This window comes from Sporofaciens sp. SGI.106 (assembly GCF_050314255.1).
Classification (GTDB): domain Bacteria; phylum Bacillota; class Clostridia; order Lachnospirales; family Lachnospiraceae; genus Claveliimonas.
Window position 1 is genome coordinate 1 of the sequence record NZ_JBNPMZ010000004.1, and the last position, 20,967, is coordinate 20,967.

At 45.4% G+C, this 20,967-nt stretch carries 17 protein-coding genes; 2 read left to right on the forward strand and 15 right to left on the reverse strand.

What is annotated here, in order from left to right:
• Positions 1-90: 90 nt before the first annotated feature.
• The gene (gene ppdK / locus ACQRCC_RS04260; RefSeq protein WP_427849565.1) at positions 91-2,715 is read right to left on the reverse strand and encodes a pyruvate, phosphate dikinase; all 2,625 of its coding nucleotides are present in this window, start codon (positions 2,713-2,715) and stop codon (positions 91-93) included.
• A 106-nt stretch (positions 2,716-2,821) separates the two neighbouring features.
• Positions 2,822-3,442: a hypothetical protein gene (locus tag ACQRCC_RS04265; RefSeq protein WP_427849566.1), complete on the reverse strand. Its 621-nt coding sequence runs from the start codon at positions 3,440-3,442 to the stop codon at positions 2,822-2,824.
• 72 nt (positions 3,443-3,514) lie between these two features.
• Here ACQRCC_RS04265 and ACQRCC_RS04270 point away from each other — a divergent pair, with 72 nt between their 5' ends.
• Positions 3,515-4,177, forward strand: coding sequence for a YesL family protein (locus ACQRCC_RS04270; protein WP_427849567.1), 663 nt, complete (start codon positions 3,515-3,517; stop codon positions 4,175-4,177).
• Here the strand turns inward: ACQRCC_RS04270 and ACQRCC_RS04275 are convergent.
• The 6 genes from ACQRCC_RS04275 to ACQRCC_RS04300 form a co-directional block, all read right to left on the reverse strand.
• The gene (locus ACQRCC_RS04275; protein WP_427849568.1) at positions 4,172-4,723 is read right to left on the reverse strand and encodes a sugar O-acetyltransferase; all 552 of its coding nucleotides are present in this window, start codon (positions 4,721-4,723) and stop codon (positions 4,172-4,174) included. The two genes, ACQRCC_RS04270 and ACQRCC_RS04275, sit on opposite strands and share 6 nt — an antisense overlap.
• A 134-nt stretch (positions 4,724-4,857) precedes the next feature.
• Positions 4,858-5,685, reverse strand: coding sequence for a carbohydrate ABC transporter permease (locus ACQRCC_RS04280; protein ID WP_427849569.1), 828 nt, complete (start codon positions 5,683-5,685; stop codon positions 4,858-4,860).
• 12 nt (positions 5,686-5,697) lie between these two features.
• Positions 5,698-6,624, reverse strand: a complete 927-nt coding sequence (locus tag ACQRCC_RS04285) for a carbohydrate ABC transporter permease (RefSeq protein WP_427849570.1) — start codon at positions 6,622-6,624, stop codon at positions 5,698-5,700.
• Between the two features lie 22 nt (positions 6,625-6,646).
• Positions 6,647-7,930: an ABC transporter substrate-binding protein gene (locus ACQRCC_RS04290; protein WP_427849571.1), complete on the reverse strand. Its 1,284-nt coding sequence runs from the start codon at positions 7,928-7,930 to the stop codon at positions 6,647-6,649.
• Between the two features lie 87 nt (positions 7,931-8,017).
• A complete protein-coding gene (locus ACQRCC_RS04295) occupies positions 8,018-9,334 on the reverse strand; it encodes a Gfo/Idh/MocA family protein (protein ID WP_427849572.1) in 1,317 nt (438 codons plus the stop codon).
• 4 nt (positions 9,335-9,338) lie between these two features.
• Positions 9,339-11,237, reverse strand: a complete 1,899-nt coding sequence (locus ACQRCC_RS04300; protein ID WP_427849573.1) for a DUF5696 domain-containing protein — start codon at positions 11,235-11,237, stop codon at positions 9,339-9,341.
• A gap of 152 nt (positions 11,238-11,389) precedes the next feature.
• Here ACQRCC_RS04300 and ACQRCC_RS04305 point away from each other — a divergent pair, with 152 nt between their 5' ends.
• Positions 11,390-12,325 carry a helix-turn-helix domain-containing protein gene (locus ACQRCC_RS04305; RefSeq protein ID WP_427849574.1) on the forward strand — a complete coding sequence of 312 codons (936 nt, stop codon included), beginning with the start codon at positions 11,390-11,392 and terminating at the stop codon, positions 12,323-12,325.
• 16 nt (positions 12,326-12,341) lie between these two features.
• Here the strand turns inward: ACQRCC_RS04305 and ACQRCC_RS04310 are convergent, their stop codons facing one another.
• From ACQRCC_RS04310 to ACQRCC_RS04340, 7 genes are all read right to left on the reverse strand, one after another.
• Positions 12,342-13,724, reverse strand: a complete 1,383-nt coding sequence (locus ACQRCC_RS04310) for an aminopeptidase (protein ID WP_427849575.1) — start codon at positions 13,722-13,724, stop codon at positions 12,342-12,344.
• 140 nt (positions 13,725-13,864) lie between these two features.
• Positions 13,865-15,262 carry an aminopeptidase gene (locus ACQRCC_RS04315; protein ID WP_427849576.1) on the reverse strand — a complete coding sequence of 466 codons (1,398 nt, stop codon included), beginning with the start codon at positions 15,260-15,262 and terminating at the stop codon, positions 13,865-13,867.
• A complete protein-coding gene (locus ACQRCC_RS04320; protein WP_427849577.1) occupies positions 15,252-15,803 on the reverse strand; it encodes a precorrin-2 dehydrogenase/sirohydrochlorin ferrochelatase family protein in 552 nt (183 codons plus the stop codon). The genes ACQRCC_RS04315 and ACQRCC_RS04320 overlap by 11 nt, the downstream gene beginning before the upstream one ends.
• Before the next feature lie 14 nt (positions 15,804-15,817).
• Positions 15,818-16,447 (reverse strand): precorrin-8X methylmutase, encoded by a 630-nt coding sequence (locus tag ACQRCC_RS04325; protein ID WP_427849578.1) that lies wholly within the window; start codon positions 16,445-16,447, stop codon positions 15,818-15,820.
• Positions 16,444-17,451, reverse strand: coding sequence for a bifunctional adenosylcobinamide kinase/adenosylcobinamide-phosphate guanylyltransferase (locus ACQRCC_RS04330; RefSeq protein ID WP_427849579.1), 1,008 nt, complete (start codon positions 17,449-17,451; stop codon positions 16,444-16,446). Before ACQRCC_RS04330 ends, ACQRCC_RS04325 begins: the two co-directional genes overlap by 4 nt.
• A 21-nt stretch (positions 17,452-17,472) precedes the next feature.
• On the reverse strand, positions 17,473-19,116 hold the full coding sequence (locus tag ACQRCC_RS04335; RefSeq protein WP_427849580.1) for a peptide ABC transporter substrate-binding protein: 1,644 nt from the start codon (positions 19,114-19,116) through the stop codon (positions 17,473-17,475).
• Positions 19,117-19,170: 54 nt separating this feature from the next.
• A complete protein-coding gene (locus ACQRCC_RS04340; RefSeq protein ID WP_427849581.1) occupies positions 19,171-20,967 on the reverse strand; it encodes a dipeptide ABC transporter ATP-binding protein in 1,797 nt (598 codons plus the stop codon).

Sequence of the window (20,967 nt, forward strand, 5' to 3'; positions counted from 1 at the left end):
TAAAAAAAGAAAAACCCCTTACGCCAATCATAGCGTAAGGGGTTTTCTATATAAGCTAATTAATTTCAGATACCTGTCACCAGCGGTGCACTACTTCTGAGCTATAGCAGCCTGTGCTGCTGCCAGACGAGCGATCGGTACACGGAACGGTGAGCATGATACATAGTCAAGACCGATCTTGTTGCAGAATTCTACAGAAGATGGATCTCCACCGTGCTCTCCACAGATACCGATGTGAAGGTTCGGATTAACCGGTTTTCCTAATTTGATAGCTGTTTCCATTAACTTACCAACACCTGTCTGGTCAAGTTTTGCAAATGGATCGTTCTCGTAGATCTTAGCATCATAGTATGCATCAAGGAACTTACCAGCATCGTCACGGGAGAATCCGAATGTCATCTGTGTCAGGTCGTTTGTACCGAAGCAGAAGAAGTCAGCTTCTTTTGCGATCTCATCAGCTGTAAGAGCAGCTCTTGGGATCTCGATCATTGTACCAACTTCGTACTCAAGCTCAATACCTGCTGCAGCGATCTCAGCGTCTGCTGTCTCAACTACGAATTTCTTAACGTATTTCAGCTCTTTGATCTCGCCAACAAGCGGAATCATGATCTCCGGTTTAACATTCCATTCCGGATGAGCTTTCTTTACATTGATAGCTGCACGGATAACAGCTTTTGTCTGCATCTTAGCAATTTCAGGATAAGTAACTGCAAGACGGCATCCACGATGTCCCATCATTGGGTTGAATTCGTGTAATCCATCGATGATTGTCTTAATCTGTTCTACAGTCTTGCCCTGAGCATCTGCCAGTTTCTTGATGTCCTCTTCCTCTGTAGGAACGAACTCATGAAGCGGCGGATCAAGGAAACGGATAGTAACCGGATTTCCTTCCAGTGCTGTGTAAAGTGCTTCGAAGTCTCCCTGCTGATATGGAAGGATCTTCTCAAGTGCTGCTTCTCTTTCTTCTACTGTATCAGAACAGATCATCTCACGGAATGCAGCAATTCTGTCTTCCTCGAAGAACATATGCTCTGTACGGCAAAGTCCGATACCCTCTGCACCAAGCTCTACAGCTTTCTTAGCATCTGCAGGTGTATCTGCATTTGTACGAACTTTTAATGTTCTGTATTTGTCTGCCCAAGCCATGATTCTTCCGAACTCACCGGCGATTGTAGCATCAACAGTAGGAATGATTCCATCATAGATGTTACCTGTTGTACCATCGATAGAGATTGCATCTCCTTCATGGAATTCTTTTCCTGCTAATGTAAATTTCTTATTTGCCTCGTCCATAGCGATGTCGCCGCATCCGGATACACAGCATGTACCCATACCACGAGCAACAACGGCAGCGTGAGATGTCATACCACCACGAACTGTCAGGATACCCTGAGCAGATTTCATACCTGTAATGTCTTCCGGTGATGTCTCAAGACGAACAAGAACAACTTTTTCTCCTCTTGCAGCCCACTCTACAGCATCTTCAGCTGTGAATACAACCTTACCGCAAGCAGCACCCGGAGAAGCTCCAAGTCCTTTGCCCATTGGTGTAGCAGCCTTGAGTGCAGCAGCATCAAACTGTGGGTGAAGCAGTGTATCCAGGTTACGTGGATCGATCATTGCTACTGCCTCTTCCTCTGTTCTCATACCTTCATCAACAAGGTCACATGCAATCTTCAGAGCAGCCTGAGCTGTTCTCTTACCATTACGTGTCTGCAGCATGTAGAGTTTCTTATTCTCAACAGTAAACTCCATATCCTGCATATCTCTATAGTGATCTTCAAGAGTCTTGCATACCTGTGTAAACTGTGCAAATGCTTCCGGGAATTCCTCTTCCATCTTAGCGATCGGCATAGGTGTACGAACACCTGCAACTACGTCTTCACCCTGAGCATTGATCAGGAACTCACCCATCAGCTTCTTCTCGCCTGTAGCAGGGTCACGTGTAAATGCAACACCTGTACCACAGTCATCACCCATGTTACCAAATGCCATGGACTGTACATTAACAGCAGTTCCCCAGGAATACGGGATATCATTGTCACGACGGTATACGTTGGCACGCGGGTTGTCCCATGAACGGAATACAGCTTTTACAGCTCCCATCAACTGTTCCTTCGGATCATCCGGGAAGTCTGCGCCGATTTTTTCTTTATATTCAGCTTTGAACTGTGCAGCCAGCTCTTTTAAATCTTCTGCTGTCAGCTCAACGTCGAATGTAACACCTCTGTCAGCTTTCATCTTATCGATCAGCTCTTCGAAGTATTTCTTTCCAACTTCCATAACTACGTCAGAATACATCTGAATAAATCTTCTATAGCAGTCCCAAGCCCAACGCGGATTGCCGGATTTCTCAGCAATAACATTAACAACAGTCTCATTAAGACCAAGATTCAGGATTGTGTCCATCATACCTGGCATGGAAGCTCTGGCACCGGAACGAACGGATACAAGAAGCGGATTCTCGCTGTCACCAAATTTCTTGCCTGTTACTTCTTCCATCTTAACGATGGCTTCCATAATCTGTTCCATAATCTCGTCATTGATCTTTCTTCCGTCTTCATAGTACTGTGTACAAGCTTCTGTTGTGATAGTGAAGCCCTGTGGTACCGGAAGACCCAAGCTTGTCATCTCAGCAAGGTTAGCACCTTTACCACCAAGAAGGTTTCTCATGGTTGCGTTACCTTCTGTAAACATATAAACCCATTTTGCCATTTTGTCATGACCTCCTAAACTAAAATTTGCTTTGTAAGTCGCATCTAATATTTTACTATTTTTGCCAGTATTCGTCAAGTCGTAGCAAAAGCAAAATGTTTTTTTATTACTCGGCTGTGCTTCCGCCTTCCAGAAGATATTTTACAAACTCTCCTGCCATCTCCTGATTCTGACAGGTCACCGGAACTGCCACATAGATTTCATTATAAGATACCAGATTTATAAACCCGGGAAGACTGTCTTTTGAAAGCCGGATTCCATAATCTAAAATTCTTTCATCCGCTTCCCGACTCTCGTCCTTCAGCACCTCTTTCATACTTTGGAATCCCTCCTGGGAACTGTACTCTTCATAGACATCCCCGGTGCATATCAGAACATCTACCGCTTCCGCGCCGATCAACGTTGTCAAAACCGTCTCCTGTGACGTCGTTCCATCTGCTTCCGGCACATTTGCTTTCACGCGGATAACACCGTCTTTTTCTGTGATTCCACAATATCCGGCAAAATCTTCTGCCAGCTCCTGTGCCTTCTGACTGTCACCCCCGACTACCGCTACATTGAGAAGCACGTTAGTGTGGGCCCCTTTGTACATCATAACTCCAAGCCATATCAGTGCAATCACTGCCGCCGCACCAAATAGCCACATTTTATAATACATCCAGAGATATTCTGCCTTTTGCAGAAATGTCATCTCCTTCCATTTTTTCTTCACAATTTCTTCTTCCATATGTTTTGCCTCTCATTGATTTTATCTGTAATTTCCATTATACTATTTCCAAAGGAAAAGAGGTATGTTTTTATGAATCGATTATTTAGCTATGACAACCCGGTTATGCAGTTTATTTCCAAAATATTTGATCTGGTCATTTTGAACCTGATATTTATCTTCAGCTGCATTCCCGTATTTACTGTTGGTGCATCTTTGTGCGCCCTCAACTATGTTTCCCTGAAAATGGTCAGAAACGAAGACCCCTATATCTGGAAGAATTTCTGGGAATCCTTCCGCCAGAATTTTAAACAGGGCACTCTTGTCTGGATCCTGACTTTGCTGGTATGCACATTTCTGGGAATGGATTTTTACATTATTAATTCGCAGGACACTACCATGTTTGCGGTAATCCGTGTGCTTCTCTGGATCATCTGCGTTATCCTGCTCAGTATGTTCCTGTATGTATTTCCCATTATTTCACATTTCGTCTGCAGTACCAGACAGGCGATTAAGAATGCCCTGCTTATGAGCATTGGTCACCTTCCATATACCGCTGTTCTGCTGCTGGTATGCGGAGGCATCGTGTATCTGTGTGCCATATCTGCAAATGCATTTGCCATTACCATTGTCTTAAGCGGCATCTGCGGCTTTTCTGTAATGTCATTTTCCGCCTGTCTTCTGTTTAACCGTATTTTTAAGAAATACGAGCCCGAAGAGACTGTCACGGAAGAAATGATACCGGAAGAGTTATAAGCTCTTCCGGACTCTGCACGGATTCCCATACGCAACAACATTTGCAGGAATATCCTTTGTCACCACACTTCCCGCTCCAATGGTTGTATTTTCTCCTATTGTGACACCCGGAAGAATAATTACTCCGGCTCCCAGCCACACACCGTTTCCGATACGTACAGACTTGTTAAACTGCATGCCCTGTTTTCGGAGTTCAGCCTCCAGCGGATGTCCCGCAGTGGCAATCGTCACATTCGGTCCGATCATCACATCATCCCCAATATAAACATCTGCATCATCAACCAGCGTCAGATTAAAGTTCGCATATACACGATTTCCCAGATGTGTATTCTTTCCCCAGTTGGCACGAAGAGGCGGCTCAATCACGCAACCCTCTCCCATATCTCCCAACAGCTTTTTCAGTATCCTCTGCTGGCCCTCACGATCAGAAGGTTTCATGCTGTTATACTCATACATCAAATCATTACATTCCCACTGCAGCTCAAATAATTCTGCATCCATGCTATTATACATTTCCCCACTTTTGATTATTTCTTCTGTAACCATCTATACATCCTTTCCTGCAAGTCGCATTATTTACTTATGAAAATATTTGTATATCCGAGCAGTCTTCCCTCACGGGCGGATTGTAAAAAAGGGGAAGGATGTTACTCCTTCCCCCTGATAATTCAGGTTTTCTCCTAACCTTTGATTCCTGACTGTGCCACACCTTCAATGAACTGCTTCTGGAAGATGAAGAACAGAACGATGATCGGGATAACCGCCATAACTGCTCCGGCCATCTGCATCGGATATTTGGTCGTATACTGTCCCTGCAGTGTGGAAAGTGCAGGACCCAGAGTCATCATCTTCGGAGATGTATTGACGATCAACGGCCACATAAAGTCATTCCATGCGAACTTCGCTGTGAAGATAACCAGTGATACAATACCCGGTTTCGTCAGCGGAAGCATAATCTTTCCGAATATCTGGAATCTGTTACATCCGTCAAGAAGCGCTGCTTCTTCCAATTCCTTCGGCAGTGACATGAAGAACTGACGCAGAAGGAAGGTTCCGAATGCACTGAACAGATTCGGCAGGAATAATGCCGGAATCGTGTCAAGAAGACCAAGCTTCTGGATAATCTGATACTGAGGAATCAGGAAAATCTGACCCGGCACCATGAGTACTGACAGAATCAGCACAAATATGAAATTCTTAAACGGGAACTCCAGTCTTGCAAATGCATAAGCTGCCATAGAACAGAAGCCCACCTGTACTACTGTTGTTACCAGAGTAGAAATAATAGTATTCAGGTATACTCTTGCAAACGGGAGTGCCGTTACGATCTGTTTATAAGCATCCAACAGGAATTTCTTCGGGAAAATCGTAGGCGGTATCTGCATCGCCTCACCTACTGTTTTAAAGGAGGTAAGCACCATCCAGACAAACGGAAATACCGTTATTCCGATTCCAAGGAGAAGCGCCAGATGAATGAGTAATTTTTTTCCACTTGCTTTACTTTTCACTTTCTTCCCCTCCTAATCGTAATTAACCCATTTTTTCTGTCCGACAAGCTGAATCACAGTTACAATCATGATAACTGCAAAGATCAGGATGGAGATTGCTGCTGCATATCCTTTATATCCATAATCAAATGCCTGTCTGTAGAACAGCATAACTACTGTCTGCGTATCTGCATACGCCGGACTTGTCTTGGCTATCATCATGTAGATAACATCGAATGTCTGGAAACCACTGATGATACTTGTAATCATTACAAAGAAAATCGTCGGAGTCAGCATCGGTATTGTTATCTTAAAAAACTGCTGTATAGAACCGGCACCATCGATGGCAGCTGCCTCATAATATGATTTGGATATGCCCTGCATACCTGCCAGAAGAATAATCATATTATATCCCACGGTCATCCACAATCCTACGATCATAATCATGAAAAGCGCCGTTTTCGGATCGGTCAGCCAGCCATGGCCTTTTCCTCCCATAGCTCTGATTGCACTATTCAGAATACCCATTTTCTCGTTGTAAATCCATTTCCACACCATAGCAACGGCTGCTGCCATCGTTACAGAAGGAAGGAAATACAGGGTACGGTATATGGAAGTTCCTTTGATCTTGGAGTTCAGAAGAGCAGCAATAAATATGGACAGGAATAATCCAACCGGCACTGTAAAGATTACATACTTCAGTGTATTGCCAAAAGTCTTCCACACTTCTTTATCATGAATCAGTTCCACATAGTTCTGCAGTCCGATAAATGTTGTTACATTAAACTTATTTACATCGTTAAAACTAAACCACACGTTCTGAATAAACGGCCAGATATAAAAGACGAAAAGTCCAATAGTTACAGGTGCAATAAATACATATGCTGCAAACCAGTCTTTTTTGGCGCGCTTACTCGCCCGTTTTTTAGGTACTACTGCTTTTGCTTTGCTTTCAGCCATAAAATCACCTACTTAACTGTTACTATTTTGCAAGTAACGCATCTGCCTCTGCTTTCAGTTCCTTACAAACATCTGCTAATGGCTGTTCTCCATTGTATGCTTTCTGAAGATAAGTAGCTTCTAAATCGTATAACTCTGCTGCTACGTTACATACCGGAAGTGGATATGCAATATCTGCATGGTTTGTATATGCTGCAAGGTTGTAATCCGGATTGGATTTTGCAAAATATTCCTGTGCATCTGTTCTTGCAGAAATAACTACACCAGTTTCTCCCTGAATCTTCTGAGCTTCTGCGCTTCCAAGCCAGATTGCGAAATCAATTGCTGCTTCTTTGTTCTTGCTTCCTTCGTATACTGCATATCCCAGACCATTGATACAGTTATCTTCGATTCCGTTAAATGTAGGAATCTCAACGCAGTCGATCTTATCTGCGATTGCATCGTTTCCTGCATATTCAGGAACCATGTAAGAACCTGCAAAGTTCATAGCTGTCTGTCCACCCTCGAACATAGCATCTGCGGATGTCTCAGCAAGTGCTGCTGCGCTTGGTGAAAGCTCTTTGTCGATCATGTCGATCCAGCACTGGATACCTTCCTGTGTCTTAGGATCGTCATATCCTGTCTCTGTCTTATCATCGTTCAGAATGTATCCGCCATTAGCATATACAGTCTGATAATACCATGTCTGGAAGTCAACCGGGCATGCAAATGGATATACACCATCATCTAATCCAGCTGCCTTTAAGTCTTCTGCTGTCTTTACCAGATCTTCGTATGTCATATCATCTGTCGGGTATGCAACGCCTGCTTTGTCGAAGATCTCTTTGTTATACCACAGAGCATTAGTATCGAAGTCCTTCGGTACTGCATAGTTCTTGCCGTCACGAACATAGTTATTTACCAGTGCTTCCGGGAAGCTGTCATTGATATCAGATCCGCCGATTGCATCTGTCATATCTGCCAGGATTCCACCTTCTACATAAGAATCCAGGTGAAGTACGTTCAGCCAGAATACGTCCGGAGCCTTACCGCCTGTAGCAGCAGCCTCTAATTTTGTCCAGTACTCTCCTCCCTTATAAGGTGTCAGCTGGATTTCAATTGTTACATTCTCATTTTCTTTCTGATATGCTTCTACAAGCTGTTCCATAGCCGGTCTCTGATTCTCATCCCAGATACCAAATGTTAAGGTTGTCTTTCCGGATTCAGATCCGCCATCCTCAGATTTGCCGCCGCATCCTGCGAGCATAGTTACACTCATTGCTGCACAAAGTGTGAGTGCAGCTGCTTTTTTGAAGTTCTTTTTCATAGTCTTCACTCCTCCTTTTGAAAATAAAAGTATTAAAAAGTATCTATATGAAATCCCTCTCCTGGCCAGGGGATTAACATATCCATATTATCTGTCACCTGCAAAAGTCCGGATATCTACAGGCTCTCCGCCATGTACTCTGGAATATTCTGCTGCAAGTGCACAGTAATGACTTTCCAGAGAACGGTCAAGAGATGTCACGTAAGAACTTTCTTCTCTCTCCCCGCTTATCATATCCAGAAATTCCTCTACCATCTGTGTATCGCCGCCTCCGTGTCCGGAGAAATCATCAGAAAGGCTCATAACATCAATGCTGTGTTCTGTAATATTCTCATCAAAATTCCGAATGGTGATCTCACTCTTCTCCGGTTCATTTCCATCCATGTTAACGATCATTTCTCCTCTCGTTCCCATGAATTTCGCATAGCGGGTTATCGATGAAGTAAATCCACACATAGTGAAGCTCATTGTGCTTCCGTCAGTCATATTCAGGTTCACCACCTGGTGATCAACCACATTGTTGTCACAGTGGTATACACATCGTCCGTATGGACCTTCCTTCAATGCCCGAAGTATTTTTTCCTCATTCGGTCCTTCCGGTACCAGTACATCCAGAGGCCATATACGGTTACCTGCATTGTAGCCTGCCAGCTTATTTTCCATATATATCTTTTCTGCATCAAATGGGCAGGTCTCTCTCACCTTACATCCATCCATACAGCGCATGGCACATCCTTCCGGCGCCTTCTCCTTCTTAAAGAGATATGTATCGCCATAAGAAGACAGGGATTTACATTCTTTTCCTGCCAGCCACAGATACAGATCCATGTCATGACAGCATTTCTGCAGGATCATCGGACTTGTCACATCGGAATTTGCCCAGTTTCCACGGACAAAACTGTGTGCCTGATGGAACCAGCCCACATTTTCAATTGCCATGATGGAAACAATATCCCCAATACTTCCATCATCTAACAATTCCTTTACTTTCTGATAGATCGGTGTATATCTGAGCACATGACATACCACAACTTTGCGCTCATATTTCTTCGCCGCTTCTGCCAGCTTCGCACATTCGTTAAGATCCGGTGACACCGGCTTCTCAAGAAGAAGATGATAACCTTTCTCCAGAGCCGGGATCGCATGTCCCACATGCTGCCTGTCCTGTGTTGCAATAATCATGGCATCTGCCAGCTTATCTGCCGCAAGCATCTCCTCGGCACTGGAAAAGCATGCTTCCTTAGGCAGATTGTATTCTTTCGCCATAAGAGCAACTTTATGTGGGTCCGTATCTGCCACTGCCGTAATCTGCATTTTATCCGGATGCGTCTTTGCAACCCTGGCATATGCATCCCTGCCGCGGCTCCCCAGCCCCGCGATTGCAACTTTGACACATTTTCCCATTGTCTTAATCCTCCTTTGTTCCTATCTCATATGTCTGCTTTTTAAAATCTATGGTCACGATGGTTCCGTCTGCAAATTCTGTTCTCTGGACATCGTAATTCCCATTTACCATCTCATGTCTTACCATTTCCTGCTTTGCCACCTTCTGATATAATCCGGATACCAGGTTGCATCGCTTAATATCTTCCTCAACGTCTGTTTCCACGACATTTTCAAAGGAACCGTCAAAATTCGGATATGCCCCGTCTCTCCGAAAATATGGCGCACCGCCATTCAGAAGCGCATACAGCATATAATCCTCTGACTTACTGACTCTCTCCATCATCCACGGTGCGATCAGACAGTCATGATATACCAGATTAAACAGCGGTACCGGAACCCCATATCTCGGTCCGCCCGGCTCACGGAGCATAAAATCATACGGTGCATAGTGGCTGAAGACCATACTTGGCACACACCAGTCACTCACTTCCTCTGAGCTTGGAAGAATCCCCTTTGACATCAGGTAATCGAAACAGTGATTTCGCTCCTCCTGACATTCTCTTCTGCTCATTCTGTGACGGGGATTATTACATTCATCCCCTTCATTACAGGTAAATACATCCAGATATGCACAGTCCAGATTTATTCCATTCTTTTCCAGTTCCGCAAAATTACGCTTCACATAGTATGGAGCCTGGGTTCCGCACAAGTAGGACTGCGGACCACCAGCCCATCTCTGATGGGTCGGAATCGTACCATCTACCAGACGGCATGCATAATCTTCATCAAAACTCTCTGAAGACATATAGTAATCTCTGTACTGATCATGAATTCCAAACAGGTCTCCGGATTCATGCATGGAATCAGCCAGTGATTTCATACCTTCCCATCCTCCGGCTTCTTCACATGCCGGCGGGTAATCCGGGTGATTATTGTCATATCCGGGCTCAGCCCATCCATCCAGATGCAGATAGAGCTTACCTGCTCCTGCCTCATGATATTTCTTTAATTCTTCTTCTCTCTGTGCAAATGTAGTGAGACTGTTATTTCTTTCCGGATCTTTCGGATCATAGAAATCAGATTCTTTTCTCACATAGGTTTTGATTCCCATATGTATAAATGAACATTTGATCAGTTCATCTACTGCCGGAACCTTTGCAGCCTTCTCTCTTAATGTACGGAGACGTCCCTGCTCTTTCACATAAGTTCTGTATACTTTACAGAGCTCATTATAATCGCAGTCATCAAGAAGCGAATATCTCATGATTCTTCTGTAATCCATTTTTCCAAGGCTTGGCTCATACCACACCCCCACATGGGTATACGGTCCACCTGCCGGATGTTCCGCATGATACCCCGCGTTCCATGGTGTGGTACAGATTGCAATGTATCCGTTTCTGTCCTTCACCTGTCCGAACCATGGCATATATCCTCCCGCGGTTCCGAAAAATCCGTCAAACACGATCGGTGCAAGCTCTGTCTCCCAGGTATTGGGAATCATGAGTCCCTGCTGCATATTCAGCAGGGTGTACCAGTTGTCTTTCTTTTCTTCAAAAGCCATCTCACCCGGCCAGTACATATGTTTTACTTTCAATCCATCCTCACAGACCGGTATCCATTCAAAATAGATATGCTCTGTAGATTTCTCGATCCATACAAAGGTTTCGAAGGTATATGGGACCTCCACACCTTCCACCTGGAATCCCCGGAACAAACTGCGGATTCCCATTCCGATTCCGTTCTCCACTTTCTCATGACTGATGTGAAGAGCGTCCTCAAATTTTACCGTTCCTTCTTCGCATTCCATATGCGGCACATAATCCTCTGACCATCCCCATGTGGCATCATTTCTGGCCAGGGTATACCGAAGACTCTCTTCTTCAAACCGAATCCCGGTATGATTCACATTTACATTTATCATATCGTCTTTTCCCCTTTTGTGAATACTGCTGTATTCATCTCTTCAACAATTAGAATTATATTCCACATTGCACAATTATGCTTATACTATTGTCTAGTCATATTGTCTAATTATCTCTATTCTGCTACAATATGTAAAAAGGAGGGATATCCGTGACATACATCAGAACAAAGCTGAAAAAAGAAATAGAAATAGATTCTATCATCACGCTTCACTATTTTGAATATATGAAAGACTTTGTTTTTAAAGGTGAATCCCACAATTTCTGGGAATTTCTCTATGTGGACCACGGAACTGTATCCGTATGCGCTGACGACACCTGGATGACATTAAATACAGGGGATATTATTTTCCATAGACCCAATGAATTTCATGCAATCAAATCCATTGGTAAAAATTCACCCAACCTGGTTGCCATGTCATTTACCAGCAATTCTCCCTCTATGGACTTTTTTATTCAGAAACATTTCACACTGACAGGAGAAGAGCGATCCCTGATTTCCCATATTATTTCCGAGGGTCGTAAAACCTTCTCCACCCCTATACATATTCCATCCGTGGAACAGGTAATCCTGAAAGAAGAGACTCCCTTTGCCTCTGCCCAGCTTATTATCCTTTATCTGGAATTGTTCCTGATTACCGCCGTGCGCAATCACACAGACGAAGCACATGAGATCAAAAAAACTCCCGCTTCCATGGATTCTCCGGGCACCCGGTCCATGAAGCAGGAAAGACTGGAAAACATCCTGCAGTATATGGAATTCCACATCTGCGAGCAGCTTAAGATTTCCGACATCTGCAATACCTTCTCCATCAGCCGCTCTTCACTGCAGGCTTTATTTCATGATAAACTGAATTGCGGCGTAATTGATCATTTTAATGCCATGAAAATTCAAAGAGCCAAGGATATTATCCGGGACGGGAACATGAATTTCACAGAAATTGCCTATTTTCTTTCCTATAGTTCTCTCCCGTATTTTTCCAAACAATTCCGGGCGGCGAACGGCATGTCTCCATCCGAATATGCTTCCTCCGTCAAGGGAATGACCGAGGCATTAAGACCAAAAGACAGGGAAGACACTCAATAAGTGCTTCCCTGTTTTTCTAGAATTCTGCTTTCAAAAATGCTTCATAGCATCTGACGGTCTCATAGATATCCGCTTTGCTGGTCACTTCCCATGGAGCATGCATGGACAGCACTGCCACACCGCTGTCGATGACCTCCATCCCGTAAACAGCCATCAGATAGGCGATGGTACCGCCTCCACCGATATCAACCCGACCGAGCTCTGCCGTCTGGAAAGATACACCCGCATCCTCCATAATTTTTCTAAGCTGAGCAATGTATTCCGGATTCGCGTCATTAGATCCGCTCTTTCCGCCGCTTCCCGTATACTTATTAAATACCGGTCCGCGCGCCAGATATGCGGCGTTCTTCTTCTCATATACCTCTTCGTACATGGGGTCAAATCCCGCACTCACATCGGATGAGAGCATTTTGGAGTTGGCCAGGGTACGTCTGAGGATCAAATCATTATAGTCTGTATTCAAAGCAATATACTCTGCCACCGCATTTTCAAAGAACCTGGATGTCATGCCGCTTGCCCCTACACTTCCGATCTCTTCTTTATCAATCAGAAGACAGCAGGAGGTTCTTGTAACTTCTTTTTCCTCCAGCATCGCAAAAAGGGAAGTAAAGGCGCACACCCTGTCATCCTGTCCATATGCCAGAACCATACTCTGATCTAATCCGCAGTCTCTTGCTTTTCCCGCAGGTACAATCTCAAACTCGGCAGAAAGAAAATCTTCCTCTTCCATATTGTATCTGTCTTTTAAAATTCTGAGAATCTGCTTCTTCACTCCATCTTCCTTCTCATCCTTAAGCGGACGGTTTCCGATCAGGAGATCCATCTGCTCACCGTCAATGAATTTATCCGCATTCTTCTCTCTCTGCAGACGTCCCAGATGCGGAAGAAGATCTGTGATCACCAGTGCCGGTTCATCATCCCGCTCACCGATGCTGATATCTGTTCTGGTTCCGTCTTTTCTGACAACCACTCCGTGAAGCGCAAGGGGCAGGGCAAGCCACTGGTATTTCTTCACGCCTCCGTAATAATGGGTATCCAGATAAGCCAGATCTCCGCTTTCATACAACGGATTCTGCTTCACGTCAATACGTGGAGAGTCAATGTGTGCCCCCAGAATATTCATTCCCTGCTCAATTGGCAGTGTACCCGCCTGGAAAAGAACGATAGCCCTCTCCATATATTCCAGATACACCTTGTCATTCGGTTTCACCCGTTCTCCATTTCGGATGAGTTCCTTCATGTCCCGATAGCCCGCCTCTTTGGCCAGAGCAATCGCAGTCCGCACGCACTCACGCTCTGTTTTCCCCATATCCAGGCAGGTGCGGTATTTTTCAGATACTTTTTCCAGTTCCATCAGCTGTTCTTCGCTGTAAGAACTCCATAAATTCTTTCGTTCCATAAGTCCCTCCCAAATGTTAAAATCTATAACTATTATAGTAAAGATTTACTAAAGGGGCTTATACGATTGTCCATGAAGGTTTTAGGATTATCCAGCCATTTCCAGAGTATTATCTGTCGTAATCAATCTCATCTGCCAGATTACATATGTTTAATGAAAGCTTTGTATCCCTTATATGCTTCGTAAATATCTGCCTTGCTGGTAATCTCCCACGGCGCATGCATACAAAGTACCGCAACACCGCTATCGATGACTTCCATACCATAGTTTGCCATAATGTATGCGATGGTTCCGCCGCCACCCACATCTACCTTGCCAAGCTCGGCGAACTGATATGCTACTCCGTCCGTTTTCATAGCCCTGCGAATCTTAGCAAGGTATTCTGCATTAGCATCGTTAGAACCACTCTTGCCTCTGCTTCCGGTAAATTTATTGAAAACCAGTCCCTGTGCAAAAAATGCGGAGCTTCTCTTTTCAAATGCTTCTGCAAACATCGGATCATAAGCAGCACTTACATCGGAGGACAGCATTTTAGAATACTGTAGTGCTCTGCGCACTTTGATGTCTTTTGTTTCTCCCATGAGATCCATAATCTCTGCTACCGTATTTTCAAAGAATCGGGAATGCATTCCGGTAGCACCTACGCTTCCGATTTCTTCCTTATCCACCAAAATACAGCAGGCCGTTCTCTCTACTTCTTCCACATCCAGCATTGCAAAAAGAGAGGTAAATGCACACACCCTGTCATCCTGTCCGTAAGCCATGATCATACTTCTGTCCAGTCCGCAGTCTCTTGCTCTTCCTGCCGGAACGATCTCCAGCTCAGCGGATACAAAATCTTCTTCAGAGATACCGTAATATTCTTCCAGAAGCTTCAGGATATTCTTCTTCACAGCTTCTTTTTCTTCCTTATCCATGCCCTCTGCCTGTGCAAGCGGACAGCTTCCGATCAAAAGATCCATCTTCTCGCCTTCGATTACAGCGCTGGCCTTCTTCTCCATCTGCTGTGCAGCCAAGTGAACCAGCAGATCCGTAATTGCAAATACCGGATCATCATCCTTCTCACCGATACTTACATTCACTACCTCGCCATCAGTTTTTGCAACCACACCGTGAAGTGCCAGAGGAATGGTTACCCACTGATATTTTTTGATTCCTCCATAGTAATGGGTATCCAGGTATGCGAAATCTTCACTCTCATACAGCGGATTCTGCTTCACGTCAATACGCGGAGAATCAATATGAGCACCGAGAATATTCATTCCCTCTTCCAGAGGTTTCTTTCCGATATGGAACAGAGAAACACTCTTATCCATACACACTGCATAAATTTTATCTCCAGCTTTTACCGGTGTCTGATTCTGAATCAGCTCCCGGATATCCTGATATCCTTTTTCCCGTGCCATACGCACTGCCAGTTTTACACATTCACGTTCTGTCTTTCCTTCATCAAGACATGCCTTATAAGTGTCATTGATTCGATTCAGCTCTGCCAAATTCTCTTCTGTGTAAGTACTCCACACATTTTTATTTTCCATTTGAAACATCCTCCAAATTATTCTGATATTTTTTCCTAGTATAACACGTTTTTTCTTCCATAACACTTGAGGGAACCGAAAATGTTTTTTCAATTTTCTGCCGCACCGCCTTTACCCTTCCCGGATCTGTCCCCCCGGAATTCATGCCGATGACCACTCCTTCCACCTCTGTGACAGACGGGAAATAAAAGTCACAATCCTCTTTCTTATCCGACCGGTTAGAGAGAATGGCCTTCTTCCTGCAGACTCTGACGATCTGTTCATTCACTTCCGGCTTATCGGTTGTTGCCAGCACCATGTACCAGTGATTTTCCGATGCTTCGGTAATATCACTGTCACAAAATTCTTTCGTAATCCAGCAAATTATTTCTTTTTCTGCAAGTTCTCTGATCTCCTCACGTGCCTCCGGAGCAATTACGGTAACATCAGCTCCAAATCGGAGCAGAGTCTGAACTCTTCTTACCGCAATCTGTCCGGCCCCCACAACCAGGATTTTCTTATCCGATATATCTATGAACACAGGAAAAAATGGATTTCCCATTCCGTTTTCCTCCTTTACAGCATGTATAAAAGTGCATTACAGATACAGGCTGCGATATTACTGCCGCCCTTTCGTCCCCGGGCTACGATATAAGGTGTCTCCTTAAGACTTAAGATCAATTCCTTGGATGGAACCACATTTACAAATCCCACCGGGACACCGATGATCAATTCCGGATGAATCCTTCCTTCCTGAATCAATTCATAAAGGCGAACCAGAGCTGTAGGGGCATTGCCGATGGCAAAGATTACCGGCTCCTGAATCCGGGCTGCTTTCTCCATACTGGCTGTCGCCCGCGTAATTCCCCGTACCTTTGCCTCCTTCGCAATGTCATCGTCCGACATAAAGCATCGCACCTCACCGCCATACTTTGCAAGTCGCGTCTTATTAATCCCCGCCTTTGCCATCTGCGTATCCGTCACGATCACCGCACCATTTCGCAGAGCGTTCAGTGCTTTTTCAACCACGCCCTCGGAAAACATCAGATTTTTCGCATAGTCAAAATCTGCACTGGTGTGGATACACCGCTTTACGATTGCTTCTGTTCCCGGCGCAAAATCCATCTCCCCCAGCTCCTGCGTAATAATCTCAAAGCTTCTTTTTTCAATCTCTGCAGGCTGAACCTGCTCTAATTCAATCTTCATCTGTTTGTCGCCTCCGCTGATTTTATTACCGTTCCGATTCCAAGTACTACCCGCACCACTTCATTTGCCCGTGATGCAAGTTCCGTACAGATGCGCCCCGTCTCTTCCCGGTATTTCCTCATAAATGCATCCACCGGCACCAGCCCGCATCCGATTTCGTCTGTGACAATCACAATATCCGGATTTTTCTGTGATAATGCTTCCGGAAGGACTCTCACATCTGTCAATGTCTTCCCATGATTTGAATCGTTTTCCTCCTGCATCATTGCTCTCCGGATATATTCATGGAAATGATGAATTCCTTCACATTGATAGATTTCCTCAAAAGGGCAATCTCTTCCGTCTGCCCACTGCGTGACTCCATACTGTTCCTGAGCCCACTTTTTCTTTCCCTGAAATCCTCCGCCGATCACCACTCGCATTCCTGATTTCACCTCTGACTTTCTTTCCGGTTCTGATGCAATTTTTCTCTCTATCGCAATTCCGTATTCCACTTCGGTTACCCGATCTGCCATCTGTGCCATTTCTCTTCCGATGCGACTCAGAACCTTCTTATATAATTGCATCTCTTTGGAATCATCTGTACATTCCAGGCAGACCTCATTGGTCACGATTACCACATGGTCACAAACCTGGCGGAGTTTTCTGATTCCCTCCAGTATGGAATCCACAACCGGCTCTTCCTCACCTATAGAATACAGTTCATTTGCTGTTAGATTCGACATACATTCCAGCAATACGTCTGCTCTTTCAGACTCGCGTGCGATCTGTTCTGCCGCCTCCGATAGATTCCGGTAACACTCAATGGTCCGGAATCCTTTATCACTTCGCATCTTTCGGTGCCTCTCGATTTTCCGAAGCGTCTCCTCACCGAAGGGTTCCATCGTGGCAATGTAATACAAAGCGCTCTCTTTTTCGCCTCCGTCTCGGTGATAACGGACGATACACTCCTCGGCATATGCGGATTTACCGCTTCCGCTTCCGCCTGTAATAATTTGAAGCATTTACACTATTCCTTCTTTCTGCTAATTCACCTGTGCATAACGGTATTCCAGCGCTCCGCTGGCCGGAATCTGAGTGATACCTTCAATTCCCGGTCGGATCAGATTACAGCTCTTCATGGCGAAAAGCGGAATCACATAGAACTGCTCACCCACCGCCAGCTTCTCCGCTTCGTACATCAATGCAGAGCGTTTCGCCGGATCCTTTTCATTATCCGATGCCCGCACCAGAGCATCGTACTCCTCATCGTGAATGCCGCTGCAATTATAGGTACTGTTGGACAACAGCATGGACAGATAGGTATTGGGATCTGCAAAATCCGCCGTCCAGTTCATCCGGCACAGGTCAAAGTTACCGGCATGGCGGTCTGAATAATTTACCTGAAGCTCCTGCGCCTTTAATTCTATATCAATATTCAGATTCTTTTTCAGCTGTTCCTTGAGTACCTGGGCGGTATCAGAATCCATTTCCAGGGAAGGATAGTTATAGGTCAGCACCGGGAATCCCTCTCCGTTCGGATATCCGGCCTCCGCCAGAAGTTCCTGTGCGCGGGTCACATTTTCCTCGAATAAGACCTCTCCTTCTTCCACAAAATAGTTACCTGTTTCTTTGTTCTTCATATATTTGGCCACCAGATTCACGGTCGGTTCTGTATCTTTTCCAACCATCTGGCAAAGTTCTTCCCTGTCGATTGCAAGATTGATTGCCTCTCTCACCCGCACATCATCCAGAGGCTTTACATTTAAATTAGGATAAATGTAACGGGTGGCAATGGTGTCCGTAATCACCAGATCCTCTTTCCCCTCATATAAGTCCATGACAAAGGACGGAAGGGAAGGAGCTATGTCCACCTCTCCGGTCTCATAGGCACTAACCATGGACTGCTGATCGCTGAAGAATTTATAGGTAATCTGGTCCAGCTTCACTGCGTCCGCATTCCAGTAGTTTTCATTTTTCTTTATTACAAAATACTGCTCTGGTACATATTCGGCCAGATAGAAAGGCCCGTTGGACACGCTGGTCTCCGGGTTCTTGTCCCATCCGCTTCCCACGGCATCTGCATATTTCGTACAGGACGGTGTATAGACCGGAAGTCTTAACAGATCCAGAAAATAAACACACGGTTCACTCAGATGAAATACCAGGGTATTGTCATCCGGTGTCTCAACCCCAAGACTGTCCATATCTGCCTCTCCATTGTAAATAGCTTCTGCATTTTCTATAGGAAAAAGATAATTGGCATATCCATTTCCACTTGCCGGATTCAGGGAGCGGACCATGGTGTTTTTGAAATCTTCTGCACGCACCGGGGTTCCATCTGACCAGAGTGCGTCTTCTCTTAGATGGAAGGTCCATAGCGTCGCATCATCATTTACCTCGTAGGATGTAGCTGCACGGTATTCGATTTCTCCCTCTTCATCAAAGGTCAGAAGTTCATCCAGAGCTGATACCGAATATGCCAGATAGGTAAGCGCAATCATTCCTGCCGGATCCAGTGAACCGGTCTCACTATTTAATGCCACCGTAATGCCCTTTGTTTCCTCTGAATTTCCGGATCCGCCTGCTTTACACCCGCCCAGCGTCAAAGACGACAGCAGCATACACATCATGATAATCCATGCTGTCATACGTGTCCTTCTCTGATTTCTCCCAAATATGTGTCCCATCTATCTTCCTCCTATCATTGTTGGGGCTTTTGACCTCAACATCAATCTGTGCCTCTATATCTGCACCGTCATCTCATAATCTCTGCTCCTTCCGGAGTCATCCGGATCATACAAAAAGCATGCAATCTGCCTGCTGCCATGCCGATACGTGGAAATCCGATTTTGCCCACAGCGCTCCATCCGGTAACCGCACCGGTTCCGGTATGGGCATCCCTCATCCATTCTCTTTTCTGTATGAACCCTCTCTTCCTCACTCCACAGGACAGGCTTCATACGCCTCGCCTTCTTCGGATTCGGCACAGGAACAGACTGAAGCAAAGCCCGGGTATATGGATGCCATGGTTCCCGGCAAATATCCGTCGTATCCCCCTCTTCTACCATTTGTCCTCTGTACATAATCCCTGTCCGCTCACACATCCGTCGAATGGTATTCAGATCATGGGAAATAAAAAGATATGCAATCTTCGTTTCTTCCTGTATCTTCTTAAGCAGTGCCAGTATCTGCACCTGTATGGAAATGTCAAGCCCCGAAAGTGCCTCATCCAGAATCAGAAGCTCCGGTTTGCGAATCAGAGCCCGCGCAATACACAGTCTCTGCCGCTGTCCGCCGGAAAATTCTCCGGGATATTTTTCTGTATCCTCGGCGCAAAGTCCGGTCATCTCAAGGGCTTCTCTTACCATTCTCCGACGCTCTGTCTTCGATTTTTCTCCGCCGAGTATCAGCATTTCTTCCAGAATCTCTCCGGCAGTCATTCGGGCATTCAATGATGCATAAGAATTCTGAAAAACCATCTGAATCGGACTTTCTCTCCGATCCGTCCTCTCAGAAATGGGTTTCAGCAGTTCTCCTTTATACAGTATCTCACCCCGAACCGGTTTTTCAAGACCGGTGATCAGTCTGGCAAGCGTTGTCTTTCCGCAGCCGCTCTCGCCTGCAAGCCCGAAGGTTTCCCCCTTTCGTATAATGAAAGAAACCTCTTTCACCTCTTCCGTTTTACGCTTTTTTGTAAGAAATTTATGTCTTTCATATGACATTGTAACATTTCTAAGTTCCAATAATAATTTCTCTTCAGCACCTGCTTTATCAGTAACTCTCCGCATTGGTTTTCCCATTCGGTACATGTAGTCTGCGTCTTTCAGAAGTTCCCTGGTATAAGCTTCTTTCGGATCGTAGAAAATGTCTTCCACACTCCCCTCCTCGACCAGACGCCCATCCTTCATGACCAGCACCCTGTGACACAGGGATGCAATGACACCCAGATCATGGCTTACCAGCAGGACAGCCGTCCCGGTCTCAGCAGCAATCCGCCCGATCAGTGCCAGAATCTGACTCTGCACCGTTACATCCAGCGCCGTTGTGGGCTCATCCGCAATCAACACCTCCGGCTCGCACGCAAGAGCGATTGCTATCACCACCCTCTGCCGCATCCCCCCCGAAAGAGCACCCGGATATTGATTCATTCTCCTTGCCGCCTGTGGTATTCCTACCAGATCAAGAAGCCGTTCCGCCTCTTCTTTTGCCTGTGCCCGGGTACATTTCCTGTGAGCCCAGATGGTTTCCGTAATTTGCTGCCCCACCGGCATGGCATCATCCAGGTATGCCGATGGATCCTGAAATACCATAGCAAGCTTCCTCCGGTCTACCTCCATCTCATCTGCGGTTATCTTTGCACTGTCCGGCAGCAGCCCCAGAAGTGCCAGCATGGCACTGGTCTTCCCCGAACCGGATTCGCCTACGATTCCCACAACATCTCCTTTTTCCAGACTAAGAGACAGATTCCTCACTGCACAGACACGTATGCCCCGTTTTTCATATTCAACATTCAGATTCTTTACATTCAGAAGACTCAT

Coding starts and splice junctions, on each gene's coding strand:
- ACQRCC_RS04310 (WP_427849575.1), bottom strand. CDS start 13,724: ATGGAACGAAAGAATTTATGGAGTTCTTACAGCGAAGAACAGCTGATG.
- ACQRCC_RS04325 (WP_427849578.1), bottom strand. CDS start 16,447: ATGAAGATTGAATTAGAGCAGGTTCAGCCTGCAGAGATTGAAAAAAGA.
- ACQRCC_RS04285 (WP_427849570.1), bottom strand. CDS start 6,624: ATGGCTGAAAGCAAAGCAAAAGCAGTAGTACCTAAAAAACGGGCGAGT.
- ACQRCC_RS04295 (WP_427849572.1), bottom strand. CDS start 9,334: ATGGGAAAATGTGTCAAAGTTGCAATCGCGGGGCTGGGGAGCCGCGGC.
- ppdK (WP_427849565.1), bottom strand. CDS start 2,715: ATGGCAAAATGGGTTTATATGTTTACAGAAGGTAACGCAACCATGAGA.
- ACQRCC_RS04300 (WP_427849573.1), bottom strand. CDS start 11,237: ATGATAAATGTAAATGTGAATCATACCGGGATTCGGTTTGAAGAAGAG.
- ACQRCC_RS04315 (WP_427849576.1), bottom strand. CDS start 15,262: ATGGAAAATAAAAATGTGTGGAGTACTTACACAGAAGAGAATTTGGCA.
- ACQRCC_RS04275 (WP_427849568.1), bottom strand. CDS start 4,723: ATGGTTACAGAAGAAATAATCAAAAGTGGGGAAATGTATAATAGCATG.
- ACQRCC_RS04320 (WP_427849577.1), bottom strand. CDS start 15,803: ATGGGAAATCCATTTTTTCCTGTGTTCATAGATATATCGGATAAGAAA.
- ACQRCC_RS04330 (WP_427849579.1), bottom strand. CDS start 17,451: ATGCTTCAAATTATTACAGGCGGAAGCGGAAGCGGTAAATCCGCATAT.
- ACQRCC_RS04265 (WP_427849566.1), bottom strand. CDS start 3,442: ATGGAAGAAGAAATTGTGAAGAAAAAATGGAAGGAGATGACATTTCTG.
- ACQRCC_RS04290 (WP_427849571.1), bottom strand. CDS start 7,930: ATGAAAAAGAACTTCAAAAAAGCAGCTGCACTCACACTTTGTGCAGCA.
- ACQRCC_RS04270 (WP_427849567.1), top strand. CDS start 3,515: ATGAATCGATTATTTAGCTATGACAACCCGGTTATGCAGTTTATTTCC.
- ACQRCC_RS04335 (WP_427849580.1), bottom strand. CDS start 19,116: ATGGGACACATATTTGGGAGAAATCAGAGAAGGACACGTATGACAGCA.
- ACQRCC_RS04340 (WP_427849581.1), bottom strand. CDS start 20,967: ATGAGTCTTCTGAATGTAAAGAATCTGAATGTTGAATATGAAAAACGG.